Genomic DNA, 17,869 nt, shown 5'->3' with positions numbered 1-17,869 from the left:
AAAGATGGGATTTAGAGTATTAATTGCTGATCCTTTAAGCCAAGAAGGAATTACCCCTTTATTAGAATCGGAAGAAATTCAATTAGATATTGGAACAGAATGGACAAATACGGAACTGTTTGAACGAATTTCAGAATATGACGCCTTAATAGTTAGAAGTCAAACACAAGTAACGCGTGCACTCATTGCGAAAGCAACCCATTTAAAAATCATTGGCAGAGCTGGTGTGGGTGTTGATAATATTGATCTAGATGCTGCAACAGAGCAAGGAATCATTGTTGTAAACGCACCGAATGGTAATACAAATTCAGCAGCTGAACATACAATGGCAATGATGATGGCTTTATCTAGAAAAATTCCACAAGCATACTTATCTTTAAAAAACAAACAATGGGATCGGAAAAAATATATTGGCAAAGAGCTAAAAAATAAGACTTTAGGCATCATTGGATTTGGTCGTATCGGAGCAGAAGTCGCCTACCGAGCGAAAGGACAACGGATGCGTATAATTGCATACGACCCGTTTTTAACAGAAGAACAAGCAAGTAAATTAGGTATTAAAAAAGGTTCCCTTGAAAGTGTTTATGCGCAAGCGGATCTCATTACCATTCACACGCCATTATTAAAGGAAACGCGATATCTTTTAAATCAACAAGCCTTCGAAGCAATGAAGGACGGCGTTTACATTATTAATTGTGCTCGAGGTGGAATCATTGATGAAGCGGCACTGTATGATGCTATCCAAAATAAAAAAGTTGCTGGAGCTGCTCTCGATGTATTTGAAGAAGAACCATTTTATGAACACCGTTTATTAGAATTACCTGAAATAATTGCTACTCCTCATTTAGGCGCAAGTACGGTAGAAGCACAAGAAAGTGTTGCGATAGATGTTAGTGAAGATGTCATTCGCTTCATGCGTGGAGAGGCTGTTCATAATCCTGTCAATCTTCCTTCTATTCCGCGAGAAGCTTTAACAGAAATTAAGCCATATTTCCTCTTAGCTGAAAAGCTTGGCCAATTTCTTATTCATTTAGCAAATGAACCGATTCAAGAAATTAACCTTTATTATTCTGGGGATGTGGCTAAAACAAAGATTGGTCCAATTACGAGGAATGCAGTGAAAGGACTGTTAGCTCGCCATTTAGGTGATCACGTAAATGATGTAAATGCCCTTTACCTCGCAGAAAAAAGAGGCTTAACTATTCATGAAAACATGACTTCTTCCACGCAAGGATTTACAAACTTAATGCGTGTAGAAATAGTAACTAAATCTGAAAAGAAAAGCGTTGCCGGTACACTGCTTAATGGATTAGGCCCTAGAATTGTTAAAGTAGATCCTTATAGTGTTGATGTAACTCCAAAAGGACATCTTTTAGTTATCCACCATCAAGACCAACCAGGCGTTATTGGTAAAATGGGCAGCCTGCTAGCTACAAAGGAGATAAACATTGCAACCATGCAAGTAGATCGTGCCAATGTTGGGGGAAATGCTATTATGGTTATGACAGTAGACAGACATATAGAAAAGATAGAATTAGAAGCATTAGAACAGCTTGAAGAAATTCATAAAGCTATTTCTATCGATTTATAATACATTATATTTTTGCGCTCATGTTGAAGATCAGCAACTACTATATAACAAAAGCCGAACAATTAAATGCTAGTTGTTTGGCTTTTGTTGTACCATGAGAAGCGTTCAATGTTCGTATTCTCGCCTTACCTAGCACGAAAAAACTGCTACCAAAGATCGTTTTTTTAACCTATTTTCCTAGGACTCACCAATGAATAGCCCCCAACAGGTCATCCTCAGCGTTTGTAAACTAAAAAACATTAATTTGACAATTCTTTCATTTCTAATTAAAATGAATTTTACTATGTTATTTTTTTACAGAAAGGAGCTTTTGCATGACCGAAATATCTAAAAAAGATATTAGCTTTTGGTGGGCACTTACACCTCTTTGTGTGATGATTACTTCCATGATACTTACCATTGTGGCTTTTCAAGGAGAACCCCACTTGCCACTCATTATTGGCACAGGAACAGCCGCGCTTGTAGCTTGGAAACAAGGCTATTCATGGAAAGAAATAGAAGAGATGATGTTTCGCGGCATACGATTAGCCCTACCGGCCATTCTCATTATTATGCTTGTTGGATTAACTATTGGTGCTTGGATTGGTGGTGGTATTGTTGCCACCATGATTTATTACGGTTTAAAGATCATATCACCGTCTATTTTTTTGGTAACGATTACAATTATATGCGCTGTTGTAGCTTTAACCGTTGGCAGCTCTTGGGCAACAATGGGAACGATTGGGGTTGCTGGCATGGGAATAGGAATGAGTATGGGAATCCCAGCTCCTATAGTTGCAGGTGCAGTTATTTCAGGCTCTTACTTTGGAGATAAAATGTCTCCTTTATCAGACACTACGAATCTAGCTTCAGGTTTGACAAATACAGATTTGTTCATTCATATTAAACATATGCTATATACAACAGTGCCAAGTTTAATCATTGCTTTACTCGTTTTTGCTTACATAGGAAGAGACTTCGGAAAAGATGCCATTGAGAATGAAAGAATTACGCAAACCATCTTAGACATGCAGGCGAATTTTGTCATGTCTCCATATCTTTTGCTTATACCGCTACTTGTCATCGTACTCGTTATGTTCAAAGTACCCGCTGTGCCTGCTATCGCAACCGGAATCGTTATGGGCTTTTTCTCGCAAATATTCGTGCAAGGAGACGCCCCGTCCTACGCGCTACAAGTGTTGCAAAATGGCTACACGATAGATACAAGCAACGAAATAGTTTCTGAATTATTTAATCGCGGTGGACTGATGTCTATGATGTATACCGTGTCGATGACCATTGTCGCTATGACTTTTGGAGGGATCATGGAATATTCGGGGATGCTAAAAGCGATGATGGATCAACTATTAAAATTCATAAAATCAACTGGGAATTTAATTGCATCTACATTGGGAGCAGCTTTTTTAACGAATGCAACATGTTCTGAGCAGTATATTTCCATTGTCGTTCCATCTAGAATGTTTGCTGCCGTATATAAAAAGAAAGGCTTACATTCGAAGAACTTATCAAGATCTTTAGAGGATGGCGGAACATTAACTTCTGTCTTTATTCCTTGGAATACTTGTGGGGTCTTCATCTACACAACGCTAGATGTGCATGCCTTTAGTTATGCACCTTATGCTATTTTAAATTTCACCGTACCAATTATTGCCTTGATCTATGCTTATACTGGGTTCACCATTACAAAAATTGAAAAAACAGATCGCTCTCAGCAGACGACATTGATTAGAAAAAAATCTATGTAAGCCTTTAAACCAAATGTAGCTATCATGAAGCTTTTATGGCGACAAAATGCCGTTATACTCACACTATAAATATTTTAAATTTTATACTTTTTAATCAAGTGAACAAAAAATTTAAATAAAAGAAGGGGATTGCATGCATACATCAATTATTACTACAGGGAAATTACCTTTGCATGGTCAAGCTTTTTTCGTTCGTTTTTTACATAAAGAAGATATACATGAGATCTTACATTTGCAGACAATGGTTAAAAATGCCTTGGAAGTGCCAGATTTTCTTCAACCCTTAACAGCAGAGGAATATAAATCTATTTTGGGAGGCTGTGGTTCTATCATTGGGGTCTTTGTTAATAACAAGTTAATTGCATTTCGTGCTATGCTCATTCCCAAAATGAATGATCCCGAACATTTAGGAATAGACCTGCGGCTAAACGAATATCAACGTAAAAAAATGCTTTATTCAGAAATATCAAATGTTCATCCTGCGTTTCGAGGCAATCGGCTGCAAAGCTACATGGGGAGATTATTATTTGATCAAATTGATCAGCAATCCTTCCGCTATGTAGCTACAACTGTTGCTCCATTAAATATTGCTAGCTTAAAAGACAAGCTTGCTTTAGGGATGGCTATTTGTTCGCTCAAAGAAAAATACAATGGTAAATTACGCTACATCCTATTTCGTGATTTGCATACAACCAATGATACTCCATTTTATAGTGACAAACAGGAAGTAAACATACAAGATATTACAAAACAACAGCAATTAATTAAGAAAGGATACAGGGGATTTTCGCTACAAGAAAAAGAACAGATGTATTGGGTATGTTTCATTAAAGAACAAAGGCGCTGGAGCCCCGTTTAGCAATGTAGCGAGTGGAGCGAAGCAACGAAAGTTTTAGGAATCATGCTCCTGCAACAGGAGTATGCCCGCGCCCTCCGGCAAGCCCGTCTTTAGTCGGCCTTCCTATTTAGAACGAACCGATGATGACTTATCTTAGGGCAATGGAGTGAAGTCTCCTAGTTGCTGGGGCGCTAGAGCAGACGTGGCTAAATAACTTAGTATGTTTATCCACAGCTGCTAAATTTTTTATAAATCGCCATTTATTTGGCGACAGCCTTTCTTTTGCTTATAAGCTAACCTTAAAATTTTTTCAAATTTTGAAAGTGCCTTTTGCTTTCCCAAGCCTATTATAAACAACATCTAATACTTGTAATAAGTCATCTACTTCAAAAGTGGGGCATTCGTTACTGTCTATATGATTCCAATTTATCCATATAGAAGCCATCTCAGTTTTGAAGGCCCCTACTATATCTGTATTTAAATTATCACCAACCATGACTGCTTCGGAAGCGTCTACCTCTAATTTTTCCAACATATGTTGAAAAATGGCTGGATCAGGCTTCCCACTCCCAAATGCGCCTGAAACAACGATTTCATCAAAGTAAGGCTTCAATTGAGGAGTCATATCAAGTTTCGTCTGTTGTAAACTCGGTGAACCATTTGTTAATAAACCTAATTTATAATCTGCACGTAATGCGTTTAACACTTTAAATGTACTAGAAAATACAATCGGTTTCTGTTTTCTCACCTTAGGAAATGCTTCCGCTAACGTTTCCGCTAATTGTTCATCTAAGACTCCAGTTTTATCTAACCCTCGTTTCCAGGCTGATTTTCGATATTCAGGGGCAATTTGCTTTAATTTGTCAAACTCTCTTCCGCCATCATCAAAGTCTCCCCAAAGCCCCTCAAAAGGATTAATCCCAATCATTTGTGTAAATGCATACGTCGGAAAAGACGCATACAAGGCACGTGCTTCTGTTCTCACATTCTGCTCTAAACGTTCGGGATCAATTTGCGGATACACATCTCTCGCCATATTACAGGTTGCCCGAAAAGATTCAGCAACACTTTTCTTATCCCATAAGAGTGTATCGTCCAAATCAAAAATAATTGCTTTAACCATCCATACATCTCCTTTTTGTCTTACATACAATAATGTAAAGTATACAACATTTTATAAAAAATAGAAAAGTAAGTATTTAGGGTTGATTTTATTGAAAATATAGACTAATATAGTTATTAAAATTTTACAGCTAAGGGGATAGTATCATGGAAGAATGGACAGTTAAAGTTAATCATTGTGCAGTCAAGAAAGAAAAGCCTCAAACAGACCAACTAGAATTCGGGAGGATTTTTACCGATCACATGTTTGTCATGGATTATTCTGAACCTTTAGGTTGGCACGATGCTCGAATTGTCCCATATCAGCCTTTAACGATTGACCCATCAGCAATGATATTTCATTATGGCCAATCCGTTTTTGAAGGATTAAAGGCATATCAAACTCCTGAAGGAACCATTCAATTATTTCGTCCGGAAAAGAATTTGCAGCGTTTAAATAGATCCAACGATCGCTTATGTATTCCTGCGATTGATGAAGCTTTTATACTGGAAGCTCTAAAACAATTAATCTATTTAGATAAAGAGTGGATCCCCTCTGCAGAAGGAACATCCCTTTATATTCGCCCATTTATTATTTCAACAGAACCTTATATTGGCGTGGCACCTTCTCATCAATACAAGTTCGTAATCATTTTATCACCCGTAGGAGCTTATTATAAAGAAGGCATTAACCCGGTGAAAATTGCTGTGGAAAATCATTACGTCCGAGCGGTGAAAGGTGGAACTGGAGAAGCAAAAACTGGTGGAAACTACGCTTCAAGTCTGAAAGCACAAGAAACATGTTCCCAAAAGGGCTTTGCTCAAGTACTTTGGCTTGATGGAGTGGAAAAGAAATATATTGAAGAAGTTGGCAGTATGAACGTATTCTTTAAAATAAACGGAAAAGTTTATACTCCGATGCTAAATGGAAGTATTTTAGAAGGAGTTACGCGTAATTCCGTTATTCAGTTATTAAAACACTGGAATATCCCTGTTATCGAAGAAAAGTTATCCATGGAAAAGTTATACCAAGCATATCTTGATGGAGAGTTGGAAGAAGCTTTCGGCACGGGTACAGCAGCAGTTATCTCACCAATCGGTCAACTAAGTTGGGAAGACAAAGATCTAATGATTAACAATGGGACAACAGGTGAATTAGCTAAATCACTATATACTACACTAACAAACATCCAATATGGTAAAGAGGCCGATCCATTTCATTGGGTCGAAAAAGTTAGCGAAGCATATGCTGTAAAGTAGTAGCAAGTGCACTTATTTTACATTTTACATCACTCTATTATTCGTATATGCATGGGAAATCGTAGTTAGCTTATGATAAGTAGAAAGACTTGCTCATCGACAAATTTTTTAGCACACGCTATCCTCTTTCTTATACGGTAAATCTTAACATTTAATTTTCTAATAGCACCGCTAATAAGCCGAGCAATTTCATTTAATTGTTCGGCTTTTGCTATGTTAACCATCTTACTCAATCGGCTACCTATTTATTTAATTGTACTATTTTTGTAATTTTCGTTGACGAAACAACCATTGTTTGCGTATAATAACTTAAATTCCTACTTTTATTATAGGAATAATAAACTTTGTGTTGCCAAGGAGGTTTTCATCTTTGCTTTTAGAAATCGAACATGTAAATAAATCCTATTGGGATGACAAACAACAAGTACATTTCCCTGTTTTTTCAGATGTGATGATAAGTATAAATGAAAATCAATTCGTCTCTATACTTGGCCCATCTGGTTGTGGAAAGTCGACTTTACTTTCTATGATTGCTGGTCTGGAGGAGACAACAGAAGGAACGATAAAGCTAAACCGCGAACCTATTAGCGGCCCTGGGCCAGATCGAGGAATGGTGTTTCAGCAACCTTCCTTACTTCCATGGCTCAACGTTAAAGAAAACATCTTATTTCCAATTAAAAAACGGTTCAAAAAGAAGGAAGCAGAAGAGCAAGCTGCTTATTTTCTACAGTTAGTTCAACTAGATAAATTTCAACATCATTATATCCATGAACTTTCAGGTGGGATGCAACAGCGAGTAGCCATTGCACGTGCCTTAGCAATGAATCCAAAAATATTATTAATGGATGAACCGTTTGCCGCTTTAGATGAGCAAACAAGAGAGAACCTTCAAGACAAATTGCTTGCTATTTGGCAGAAAAAGAAGAAAACGATATTGTTTGTAACGCACAGCATTAAGGAGGCACTCATCCTTTCTGATAGAGTCATCGTCATGGGAACCAATCCCGGACGAATAATAAGTGATGTAAATATTAATCTAAGCAGGCCACGTAAACGAGAAGATGAACAAATCATAATTTTGGAGAAAAAGATTAGAAAGCTTTTAAAAAATGAAGTGAATAAAGCATTAAAGGATGCATGGTCAAATGAATTTCAAAATGCTTAGCAAGCAACTACTATTTCTAGTTTTCTTTATAACGATTTGGCAATTGGTTTACTCAATAGGTATTTTTGAAGCAATCGTATTTCCTTCACCAAAGAATGTAGCTTTTGCCTTATATAATGGATTTTCAAGTGGCGATTTTTTAATTGCTTTGGGAGCGAGCTTTAAGCATCTTCTACTTGGAATGACAACAGCATTATTCATAGGTACTGTTATTGGGCTTATTCTTGGCAAATCAAAAGTTGCCAATGAAACAGCAGGCATGTATTTGATAGGGATGCAAAGTATACCAAGTATTGTTTGGGTGCCACTTGCAATTATGTTATTTGGTTTTACCGAGTCTTCTGTTGTATTCGTAGTTGTACTAGGGGGAACTTTTGTCATGGCACTTCAAGTAAGGTCAGCCATTCAAAATATATCCCCTCAATTAGTTCGTGCGGCAAAAACGATGGGAGTTAATGGTATTGAGCTTTTTTACAGAGTTGAAATACCTGCGGGGATGCCCCATTATATAACAGGCATAAGGCTTGCATGGGCCTTTAGCTGGCGTGCATTAATGGCAGGAGAATTATTAAGTAATGGTCCTGGATTAGGCTATTCACTTAGATATGCGCAAGATTATGCTCGGATGGATCAAGTCATCGCAATCATTATAGTTATTGGTGTTATAGGAGCAACTGTAGATCATGGCATCTTTTCAAAAATTGAACGTAATGTCATGAAACGCTGGGGTTTATTAAAACAATAGGAAAATAAATTTTGCCGATTTCCCCCCGTTCAAACATATATTTTATAGAAAGGGTGACGAAAATGAGAAAGAAAAAACTGTTTTTATATGTATTCATTATTTTCATTGCGGTGTTAGCAGGTTGTGCTAAAGAAAATAAGGATACTGACAATAAAGAAAAAATAACTATTGGTTACTTTCCCAATATTAATCATGTTGCAGGAATGGTCGCAGAAGAAGAAAAAATGTATGAATCCGAGATGCCAAACGGTATAAAAGTTGAATATCAATATTTTCCTGATGGTTCTGCATTTATGACTGCATTAGAAACTGGTGAAATTGAAGGAGGTCTTGTTGGTCCTGGCCCCGCAATGAACCACTTTGCTAGCGGCGCAAAGATTAATATTGTAGCAGGAGGATCGACTGGTGGCACTGTCATTATGGCTCGCAATAAAGCAGGGATTGAAAGCCCGAAAGATTTAGCAAATAAGACGTTTATTTCTCCACGAGTTGGTTGTACGCATAATGTACAATTTGAAGCTCAGATGAAGAAAGAATATAATCTAACATCTGATCGAGTCCAAGGAAAAATGAAACATGTGACTGGAAAGCCTGCAACTTATCACAGTATGTTTATCTCTGAGAAGATTGATGTTGCTACAGTGCCAGAACCTTGGGCATCTGTAATTGAAGCAGAAGGAAGCGGAAAAGTGTTGATCGACACACCTGAAGTCGCTTGGGGAGAAATATTGCCTGCTGCAGTATTTGTAACTTCTCAAGATTTAGCCAAAAACAATCAAGAGCTCGTGCAACATATGGTGAACGCACATCAACAAGCAACAGCGTTTATTCAAGATAATCCTGAGAAAGCCAAAACAATTGCTATTAAAAAGATTGCAGACATTACGGAACAAAAGCTGTCCAAACAAGTCATTGATAAGGCATGGAAGCGTATTGATTTCACATCCGAAGTGGATAGCGATGTACTACAGGATTTTTCTAATGCTTCCTATGATTTAGAGTTTCTCAAAGACAAACCAAATCTGAAAGGGTTAGTAGATACACAATTTTTACAGTAACGAATAGTCTTTTAGAAAAAATCGGTGCGTATATAAAGTTTTTTCCACACCAGAACCGATTTCCCTTCACGTTGGTAGTTCACTAATTACAAGACAAGATGTTTTGTGAGAGTGAAATTGAAGGAACTTAAATGATACTATAAGCCCAAAAAATTTTATACTTTTCTACAGTGCAAAAAAAACAGCCAGACGCATTCCCATGTTTGGAAGATTAGCGTCTGGCTTTTCTTATAAAATAAGGTGCTAGTATAGTGAACAAGGAAATAACCGAATAGTCACGCTCCTAGTCCATGACTCAGCAACGAGGTGACTTCTCGAAATTTCCCTAAACTAAGTCACCATCAGTTCCTCCCTAAAAGGAAGACCGATTAAAATAGGCTTGCCGACCAAAGTGGACATACTTCTGTTTTAGTGGCATGATTCCTATATCTTTCATTGATCCATTCCATCGCTTCGTTGCTAAACGAGCGCTGTTCCTTAAACCATGACTTTACAAATATCATTCGTAAATTCAACAGGGTCGTTTACAGGTATACCTTCAATTAATAACGCCTGATTATACAATAAGTTTGTATATAAACCTATTTTTTCCTTATCCTCTTTATGAGACTTTAATGCTTGGAATACGTCATGATTTACGTTAATTTCTAATATCTTTTCAGCCTTTATTTGTTGATTATTCGGCATTGCATTAATTACTTTTTCCATTTCCAAAGAAATTTCGCCCTCAGCTGTTAAGCATACAGGATGCGATTTCAAACGTTTAGAAGCTCGGACATCTTTTACTTTATCTCCTAGATGTTCCTTCATAGCTGTAAACAATGCTTTATTCTCTTCTTGTATCTCTTCATCTGCTTCATCTTTTGTGTCATCCTCTAAACCAAGATCACCACTAGATACAGATTTAAATTCTTTCTCTTTATATTCTCGCATCATTTTAATCGCAAATTCATCTACTTCTTCGGTGAAATATAAAATTTCATACCCTTTATCTGCTACCATCTCCGTTTGTGGTAATTTTTCAATGCGATCAATAGATTCACCAGCAGCATAATAAATATACGACTGATCTTCTGGCATACGTTGTACATATTCAGCAAGCGTGACTAATTTCTTTTCTTTTGATGAATAGAACATAAGCAAATCCTGCAGTGTTTCTTTATTCGCACCAAAGTCATTATATACACCAAATTTCAGCTGTCTGCCAAAGGCTTGATAAAATGTTTCATACTTTTCACGATCATCACGTAATAGGTGCTGTAGTTGTGTTTTAATTTTTTTCGTCATGTTTTTTGCAATTACTTTCAACTGTCTGTCATGTTGTAACATTTCTCGTGAAATATTTAAAGACAAATCTTCGGAATCTACCATACCTTTAACAAAGCTAAAATAATCTGGTAGAAGATCTGCACATTTATTCATAATTAATACACCGTTGGAATAAAGTTCGAGGCCTTTTTCAAATTCCGGCGAATAATAATCAAATGGTGCATTTTCTGGAATGAATAAAATAGCATTATAGCGAACTGTACCATCCACATTAATATGCATGGATTTTAACGGTTTATCGAAACCATATCTTTTTTCTTGGTAAAAATTCGTATAATCATCTTCTGTTAATTCACTTTTATTCTTTTTCCAGATTGGGATCATACTATTAATCGTTTCTTCTTCTACATAATCTACGTATTCTTCACTATCTTCCTCTTTCGGTTTGCTCTTTGTAACATCCATTTTAATTGGATAACGAATGAAATCCGAATACTTTTTAATAATTTGTTGTAATTGATGCTCGTCTAAAAATATATCAAACGAGTCTTCCTCTTCGTTTTCCTTCATCTTTACAATAATTTCTGTGCCTACGCTTTCTTTATCGGCCGGTGTAATGGTATAACCATCTGTCCCTGTTGATTCCCACTGGTATGCTTGGTCGCTATCCACTGATTTCGTAATTACCGTTACTTTATCTGCCACCATAAATGCCGCGTAAAAACCAACACCAAATTGCCCAATAATATCACGGCCATCTTTTAGTTCCGTGTCATTTTTAAAAGCAAATGAACCACTTTTAGCAATCGTTCCTAAGTTTGTTTCTAATTCTTCTTTCGTCATTCCAATTCCGGTATCGATCACTCGTAACGTGCGATCTTCTTTATTTGGGATAAGTTTAATATAATAATCTTCTTGATTAAAAGTTAAGTTTTCATCTGTTAAGCTACGATAATACATTTTATCCATTGCATCACTTGCATTGGAAATTAGTTCTCGTAAAAACACTTCACGCTGCGAATAAATGGAATTAATCATTAATTCTAACAAACGTTTGGATTCCGCTTTAAATTGCTGTTTTCCCATAAGATCCTCTCCTCTACTTAAACTCATATGTTTAAATACCATAAATGTTATTTCATGTCAATCATGATGCATGTATTCCTATTTTATACACGATAGGAAAGTATAAATAGTATGTTTTTAATATAACACCCTTAGCAATATAATTACACTACTTTTGTCTAGCGAGATCTGTTATGTAGGAAAAAAATTGTTCCCGTTTCACTTCATAGACAAGGTTCACTTCACGCCCTTGTTTATTCAGTTCTGTTCGTCCCTGACTTTTTCCATCAGGATGAACGAAACATCGAACGATTTTCCTTTTAATTACATTTGAATTTCCTATTGTTGCTGTTGTAAGTACATCCCATAGAAAATATGTTGAATTTGTTTGGAAGTGGACAAGTGGAGGGACCATTGCATAACATTGTCCTAAAAAGTCTATTCCTATATCTTCTCTTTCTCTCGCCCATTTATTACGAACATCTACCGTTAGTGGCACATTATTCGTGCTTTCTAATGCTACTAAATCAATAGTTATTTTACTATCCCAAACTATTTTTGCAGCTTCTGGGTCCCAAAATGCGTTCCACTCAGCTGTTCCATCGTGTTCAGGCTCTTCTACATTTCCAGTCGGTAAAAACGTGCCACCCATCCAAACGAGTTTTTCAATCTTTTCCTCAATATCTGGCGCTTCGTCCAATGCTCTTGCCAAATCCGTTAATGGCCCAACGAATAATAATGTCACTCGTTCATTACTATTTCTTAAAGTTCGAATAAGGTGTTGATGTGCTGGTAATTCTGCTTCCTTTGTTTGGATTGGTAAATGCTCATTGAGTATTGGTAGTGCATCTACATAAAAAGCATGCATGCGCCAATCTTTAGGAAATGGATTTTTCCCACGTGAAGTAGAAGCTGCTACTTCTATCTCTTTCCCTTGTCCAAACCGATCAATAATTTTGCGACTTGCATATATTGCGGGCTCCAAATAACAATCTGCTGGGATAACGCTAACACCTACTAGATCAACATCTTCCATTTGCAATAATAAAAATAACGATACTAAATCATCGACTCCACCATCGTGGTTCATGTATACTTTTCTCTTCATTCTGTGTAAATGTCCTCCTCGAATTAACCCATTTCCGATATGTATACAACCCATTGTCTCAAGTTTTTCAATTCTTTACAAATGATATAGTAGAGAGATGTATATCAAGTTTTTTCGACATAGTTATATTTTTAATGCAACAGTTGGTTTGAATTAGAGACAGCTACAGAAAAACACTACGCTAGCTTAACAGTATGAACTATCGCTATATGTGCAATGTCAACTTCTCCACTTCACGAGGTTGAAAATATAACAGCTAAGCCGTTTGCTAGCCTGTTTATATATATGCTCTACAAACTACTCCAACCTTAAAATGAACCTCTTTGGCGATTTTCTTTTATCTCACACGAAGGCTTTAGTAGCTCAAGGGGTGTAAGACCTCTTACGAAAAATGGGATTTAGGTACTGTAAGACGAGTGGGTAATAACAGTACAGCAACCTGTTATAAAAATGGAAATGTAGGCCATAGCCTAGCGAAATTTTAATAACTTGCAGAAAAAGGAGAAGGAGATATATGATAGCATTTTCTGGTGCTTAATCCAGTTTTCCTAAAAACATATACAAGCCGTGAGGGAAAGGACCTACCACGGCTTGTACATTCACTTTATTGTTTATTTTGTCGATACGTTTCAATTTCTTGTCTTGCATTATGCAATTTTTCAAAGGTTTGTTGAAATTGTGGGTTGTCTAAAGCATCTTGTCCTGCTTGATACTGTGTTTCTTTCAATAAGTGGTCCACTTGTAACAGTTGGTTTTGCGCTTGCATCAACTCTTCCTCATTTCCACTTGTTTTAGCCTGTTGTATAAGCTCGTAAGCATCTGTAAATTGCTGTGTAGCCAACTCTAATTGCTGGTGAAGCATTTGCTTTTCCATTGTATACCTCCAAACGTATCGTAAACATATATTCATAAGCATCCTATTAACAATATATGTATTGTTATTCCCAAAACTTTTATATTCATACGTTTTAAAAAAGGAATAAGCTTCTTTTTAGAGTTGACGAGCCTAATAAAGCAGGAGCATAGACATCATAATTAATCGTAACTATCTGGGTTTGTTCCACTTCGATCATTTTGATTTAAACGGCTAATTTTTTGCATTTCTTTTTCAGTTAGCGAAAAATCAAAAATAGCAGCATTTTCTTTAATTCGTCTGGGATTCGTTGATTTCGGAATCGTTATTACTTCGTTTTGAATATCCCAACGCAAAATAACCTGGGCTATAGTCTTTCCATACTTTTCAGCTACGCTTAGTAAATACGGCTCGTCCATTAGTCGCCCTCGTTTTAAAGGGGACCATGCCTCTAACTGGATACCTTGTTGTTTGCAAAACGCATACAGCGGCTTCTGTGTTAAATGGGGGTGATATTCAACTTGGTTGATAGCAGGAACTATTTTACTATTCGCTAACAAATTTTCTACATGTTGTTGGTGAAAATTGCTCACTCCAATTGCACGGACTTGACCGCTTTCATACAGCTCTTCCATAGCTTTCCAAGTCTCTACATACTTTCCTTTCACTGGCCAGTGAATTAAATAGAGATCTATATAGTCTAAGCCAAGCCTCTGCAAGCTCTTTTCAAAAGCTTCTTTTGTCTCAGCGTATCCTTGTTCGTCATTCCATACCTTTGTCGTAACAAATAACTCTTCACGGGGAATATTTGACAGCTTAATGGCTTCCCCAACACCTACTTCATTGTCATAAAATGAGGCAGTGTCTATCATACGGTAGCCTGCCTCTAAAGCTGCTTGAACCGCAGTTTGAACCGTTTTTCCATCTTCAACTTTGTAGACGCCTAAGCCGAAACCAGGCATTTTTACTCCATTATTTAACAAGACAGTATCTTGTAAATGTGTAATCACGTAACATTCCTCCCCTTAGACTACCTCCATTATTAACACAAAGAAAACGAACGTTCAATTAGGAGACCCTAATTTCTTACATCATGATGATAACTCCTCCTTACTATATGAACAGCGTTTTCCACACTTTTGATAAAAGCATCTTAGTTACGCAAGGCTGAAATTATTTTTAATAAATTGGTGTTATTTTTAAACCGGCGGGGAATAGACAAAAATAGAAATAAAGGGGGGGTTTTCCTGTTGATTCCAGCAGTCCAACAATCAAATATAACAATACTTTCTATTTCCCTTATATTAATAATTAGTATTCTAGCTGTAAAGTTCTCCGCAAAAGTAAATTCTCCCTCGCTTGTCTTCTTTATTGGCATAGGGATGATTTTCGGTAGTGAAACTGTTCATTTATTTCACTTTGATGACCCATCTGCGGCGCAATTAATAGGGATGCTAGCTTTAGTTGTTATTCTGTTTGATGGCGGGATGCAAACAAATTGGCAATCTTTACGGCCTCATGCAGTCCCTGCTTTATCTCTTGCTACGATCGGAGTGTTATTAACGACTATTGTGATGGGTCTTGTAGCAAAATTACTGTTTCCTTTTAGCTGGCCAGAAGCTTTATTATTAGGAGCTTTAGTTGGCTCAACAGACGCTGCAGCAGTATTTGCTATGCTTAAAGGAAAAGATGTATCTAACAAAATTACTTATACGTTAGAAGGAGAGTCTGGAGTAAATGACCCCATGGCTGTATTTTTAACTACTTCGTTGATTACAGTGGTAACCAACGAAACTCCCAATAGCTTATCTTTTATTGGAGATTTCATATGGCAAATGGGCGGAGCAATCGTTTTTGGTTTTATTATTGGTAAATTAGGAAGTAAAGGATTGCATCGCATGGCCTTATCTGCAAGTGGTTTATATCCTTTATTAGCACTTGCTTTTGCTCTATTTGCCTATAGTTTTGGTTCATTGCTACAGACAAGTGGTTTATTAACCGTCTACATTGCAGCCATTGTTATTGGTAGCCATCCTTTGCGCCAACGCTACACGATTTTGCGTTTTAATGAGGGATTGAGTTGGGTAGCACAAATAGGAATGTTTGTACTTTTAGGTATGTTTGTCATTCCGTCTGACTTATTTTCGTTTTCTATTATTGCAAAAGGTTTGTTGCTCTCTTTTACATTAATACTTATTGCGAGACCAATTGCAACAAATATCGCCGTTATACGAATGGACTTTAATTGGAAGGAGAGATGTTTTATATCGTGGGCTGGATTGCGTGGAGCTGTGCCAATCGTGCTTGCGCTATTTCCAATGCTTGCTCAAATAGAGCATAGTCAGCTTTATTTTAACCTCATATTCTTCATCGTGTTAACATCTAGCATGATTCAAGGAACTTCACTACCATGGCTGGGAAGAAAACTCGATCTATCAAAAAACAGCAAATAGCCGTATTCAGATCATATAGTATAAAACGGGAATGAAAATGATAAAGTACATCTTCATTCCATGCTTTTACATGCCCTTATTTGCACTTGCTTTTTGCTTGGTTTTCTATAAGGAGCTCCTTATTTATTTTAAATAACTCACCTATGAATGTTGTTCGCTATGTACAGTTTCTACATGAACGGTTTTTGATTTTGTGTGATTGTGTAAATCGCAATAATATACGGTTGTTTTTATTTTTTGTGATATATGACACGTACGTTTATGTCTCATAAAATTCTTCCAGTACGTAAATTCATGACTACCCGTATGTATGTAATTAATATCTGAGCTTGCTTGCTTCCATTCATGCAAAATAGCTGCATAAGAATGGTTCGGTCTGTCCAACCAGCCAAAAGAAAAGGTACAAAATAAAGTGATACTACAAATGTAAAAAAATCGCCTGTATACCATGTTCAATCACCAACCTACTATTCGTTTTTTACTATTTTGATACAGGCGAATTGGAATTATACATCTTAGGTTTACATTTAAATCCGTAGTTGGCAAAACGGATGAAAGGATACAGTAAACGCAAATAGAAAAAATCGTTATGCACAATAAGCTAACTTATAACGCAACATATAGACTTCACGTATGCGAAACGATTAATTCAGCATCCCCTGCCAAGCGATACGATGTAATTCCATGTGGCAAAATAAAATGATCACCTTTTTGTATGGCGAATGACTGCCCATTTATTTCAATTTCTGCTTTCCCAGAGATTACGCTACATTGAAGAAAATCAGCGTCTAACTGTTTTGTTACTTGTCCATTTACTTTCCAGTGGTAGACAGTGAAATAATGTTCTTTAACCAATTGCTTTATTTGCAAATCATCTATTTGACTCTGTTTCTGATCAAATACAGAAGCTTGATGGGGAATATTTGTAACTTCTTTTGCTTTCTCCAAATGTAGTTCTCGTGTATTTCCATGACTATCCGTTCGATCATAATCATAAACTCGATACGTAATATCTGAACTTTGCTGCGTTTCTAGTATAACAATACCTTTACCTATCGCATGAATAGTACCACTAGGGACGTAAACAAAATCGCCCGCTTTCACAGGAATTCGTTGTAATAATTGGTCCCACTTTCCTTCATCCATCATCTTGGCTAGCTCTTCTTTTGTTTTGGCATGGTGCCCTAAAATAAGTTCCGAACCCGAGTCTGCTTGTAACACGTACCAGCATTCTGTTTTACCATACGGCTGTTTTTCTACCTTTCTTGCGTACGCATCATCAGGATGTACTTGTACAGATAAATTATCATCTGCATCTAGTATTTTCACCAATAACGGGTATGCTTCACTACGATTAGACTCTCTGTTAAATAATTCACGATTGGTATTCCACGCATCTGCTAATGTTTGGCCAGCAAGGGGACCGTTTATTATTTCACTTGGTCCATGAGGATGAGCAGAAATAACCCATGCTTCCCCAGTTTGATTTGATGGGATAGGATACTGAAACATTGACTTTAACTTTCCCCCACCCCATATTCTCTCTTGAAATACAGGTTTTAAAAAGATCGGTTCTTGATACACATTCATTCCTCCAATTGTACGAACATAGTTGAAA

14 protein-coding genes are annotated in these 17,869 nt (G+C 36.8%); 8 read left to right on the top strand and 6 right to left on the bottom strand.

Annotation, left to right across the window (positions count from 1 at the left end):
- Positions 1–4 precede the first annotated feature (4 nt).
- The 3 genes from serA to D9780_RS02775 all read left to right on the top strand — a co-directional run bounded on the left by serA (position 5) and on the right by D9780_RS02775 (position 4,195).
- Entirely contained in the window at positions 5–1,591 is a 1,587-nt protein-coding gene (gene serA, locus D9780_RS02785) for a phosphoglycerate dehydrogenase (RefSeq protein ID WP_121639214.1), read from the top strand.
- Between the two features lie 314 nt (positions 1,592–1,905).
- Positions 1,906–3,336 (top strand): Na+/H+ antiporter NhaC, encoded by a 1,431-nt coding sequence (gene nhaC, locus D9780_RS02780; protein WP_121639213.1) that lies wholly within the window; start codon positions 1,906–1,908, stop codon positions 3,334–3,336.
- A gap of 133 nt (positions 3,337–3,469) precedes the next feature.
- The gene (locus D9780_RS02775; RefSeq protein ID WP_121639212.1) at positions 3,470–4,195 is read left to right on the top strand and encodes a GNAT family N-acetyltransferase; all 726 of its coding nucleotides are present in this window, start codon (positions 3,470–3,472) and stop codon (positions 4,193–4,195) included.
- A gap of 289 nt (positions 4,196–4,484) precedes the next feature.
- On the opposite strand, the gene D9780_RS02770 is transcribed toward D9780_RS02775, so the two are convergent.
- Positions 4,485–5,297, bottom strand: a complete 813-nt coding sequence (locus tag D9780_RS02770) for an HAD family hydrolase (RefSeq protein WP_121639211.1) — start codon at positions 5,295–5,297, stop codon at positions 4,485–4,487.
- A 146-nt stretch (positions 5,298–5,443) separates the two neighbouring features.
- Here D9780_RS02770 and D9780_RS02765 point away from each other — a divergent pair, with 146 nt between their 5' ends.
- The 4 genes from D9780_RS02765 (at position 5,444) to D9780_RS02750 (ending at position 9,503) form a co-directional block, all read left to right on the top strand.
- A complete protein-coding gene (locus D9780_RS02765; RefSeq protein ID WP_073005871.1) occupies positions 5,444–6,535 on the top strand; it encodes a branched-chain amino acid aminotransferase in 1,092 nt (363 codons plus the stop codon).
- A gap of 370 nt (positions 6,536–6,905) precedes the next feature.
- Positions 6,906–7,700, top strand: coding sequence for an ABC transporter ATP-binding protein (locus tag D9780_RS02760; RefSeq protein WP_121639210.1), 795 nt, complete (start codon positions 6,906–6,908; stop codon positions 7,698–7,700).
- The gene (locus D9780_RS02755) at positions 7,681–8,445 is read left to right on the top strand and encodes an ABC transporter permease (RefSeq protein ID WP_121639209.1); all 765 of its coding nucleotides are present in this window, start codon (positions 7,681–7,683) and stop codon (positions 8,443–8,445) included. Before D9780_RS02760 ends, D9780_RS02755 begins: the two co-directional genes overlap by 20 nt.
- A gap of 62 nt (positions 8,446–8,507) precedes the next feature.
- Positions 8,508–9,503 (top strand): aliphatic sulfonate ABC transporter substrate-binding protein, encoded by a 996-nt coding sequence (locus tag D9780_RS02750; protein ID WP_121639208.1) that lies wholly within the window; start codon positions 8,508–8,510, stop codon positions 9,501–9,503.
- Positions 9,504–9,980: 477 nt separating this feature from the next.
- On the opposite strand, the gene htpG is transcribed toward D9780_RS02750, so the two are convergent.
- The 4 genes from htpG to D9780_RS02730 form a co-directional block, all read right to left on the bottom strand.
- Positions 9,981–11,858, bottom strand: coding sequence for a molecular chaperone HtpG (htpG, locus tag D9780_RS02745; RefSeq protein ID WP_121639207.1), 1,878 nt, complete (start codon positions 11,856–11,858; stop codon positions 9,981–9,983).
- 148 nt (positions 11,859–12,006) lie between these two features.
- Positions 12,007–12,945, bottom strand: a complete 939-nt coding sequence (locus D9780_RS02740; protein ID WP_121639206.1) for a nucleoside hydrolase — start codon at positions 12,943–12,945, stop codon at positions 12,007–12,009.
- Positions 12,946–13,549: 604 nt separating this feature from the next.
- On the bottom strand, positions 13,550–13,819 hold the full coding sequence (locus tag D9780_RS02735) for a hypothetical protein (protein ID WP_121639205.1): 270 nt from the start codon (positions 13,817–13,819) through the stop codon (positions 13,550–13,552).
- A gap of 161 nt (positions 13,820–13,980) precedes the next feature.
- A complete protein-coding gene (locus D9780_RS02730; RefSeq protein WP_121641412.1) occupies positions 13,981–14,805 on the bottom strand; it encodes an aldo/keto reductase in 825 nt (274 codons plus the stop codon).
- A gap of 243 nt (positions 14,806–15,048) precedes the next feature.
- Here D9780_RS02730 and D9780_RS02725 point away from each other — a divergent pair, with 243 nt between their 5' ends.
- A complete protein-coding gene (locus D9780_RS02725) occupies positions 15,049–16,251 on the top strand; it encodes a potassium/proton antiporter (RefSeq protein ID WP_162985769.1) in 1,203 nt (400 codons plus the stop codon).
- Between the two features lie 627 nt (positions 16,252–16,878).
- Here the strand turns inward: D9780_RS02725 and manA are convergent.
- The gene (gene manA, locus D9780_RS02720; RefSeq protein WP_121641411.1) at positions 16,879–17,835 is read right to left on the bottom strand and encodes a mannose-6-phosphate isomerase, class I; all 957 of its coding nucleotides are present in this window, start codon (positions 17,833–17,835) and stop codon (positions 16,879–16,881) included.
- Between the last annotated feature and the right edge of the window lie 34 nt (positions 17,836–17,869).

The sequence above is a fragment of the Virgibacillus sp. Bac330 genome, from assembly GCF_003667845.1.
In the GTDB taxonomy this organism is placed as follows: domain Bacteria; phylum Bacillota; class Bacilli; order Bacillales; family Amphibacillaceae; genus Virgibacillus; species Virgibacillus chiguensis.
The sequence above is the reverse complement of the archived record's forward strand: the minus strand, read 5'-3'. Positions and strand labels throughout refer to the sequence as shown.

Coding starts and splice junctions, on each gene's coding strand:
- D9780_RS02770 (WP_121639211.1), bottom strand. CDS start 5,297: ATGGTTAAAGCAATTATTTTTGATTTGGACGATACACTCTTATGGGAT.
- htpG (WP_121639207.1), bottom strand. CDS start 11,858: ATGGGAAAACAGCAATTTAAAGCGGAATCCAAACGTTTGTTAGAATTA.
- D9780_RS02775 (WP_121639212.1), top strand. CDS start 3,470: ATGCATACATCAATTATTACTACAGGGAAATTACCTTTGCATGGTCAA.
- nhaC (WP_121639213.1), top strand. CDS start 1,906: ATGACCGAAATATCTAAAAAAGATATTAGCTTTTGGTGGGCACTTACA.
- serA (WP_121639214.1), top strand. CDS start 5: ATGGGATTTAGAGTATTAATTGCTGATCCTTTAAGCCAAGAAGGAATT.
- D9780_RS02740 (WP_121639206.1), bottom strand. CDS start 12,945: ATGAAGAGAAAAGTATACATGAACCACGATGGTGGAGTCGATGATTTA.
- D9780_RS02735 (WP_121639205.1), bottom strand. CDS start 13,819: ATGGAAAAGCAAATGCTTCACCAGCAATTAGAGTTGGCTACACAGCAA.
- D9780_RS02755 (WP_121639209.1), top strand. CDS start 7,681: ATGAATTTCAAAATGCTTAGCAAGCAACTACTATTTCTAGTTTTCTTT.
- D9780_RS02765 (WP_073005871.1), top strand. CDS start 5,444: ATGGAAGAATGGACAGTTAAAGTTAATCATTGTGCAGTCAAGAAAGAA.
- D9780_RS02750 (WP_121639208.1), top strand. CDS start 8,508: ATGAGAAAGAAAAAACTGTTTTTATATGTATTCATTATTTTCATTGCG.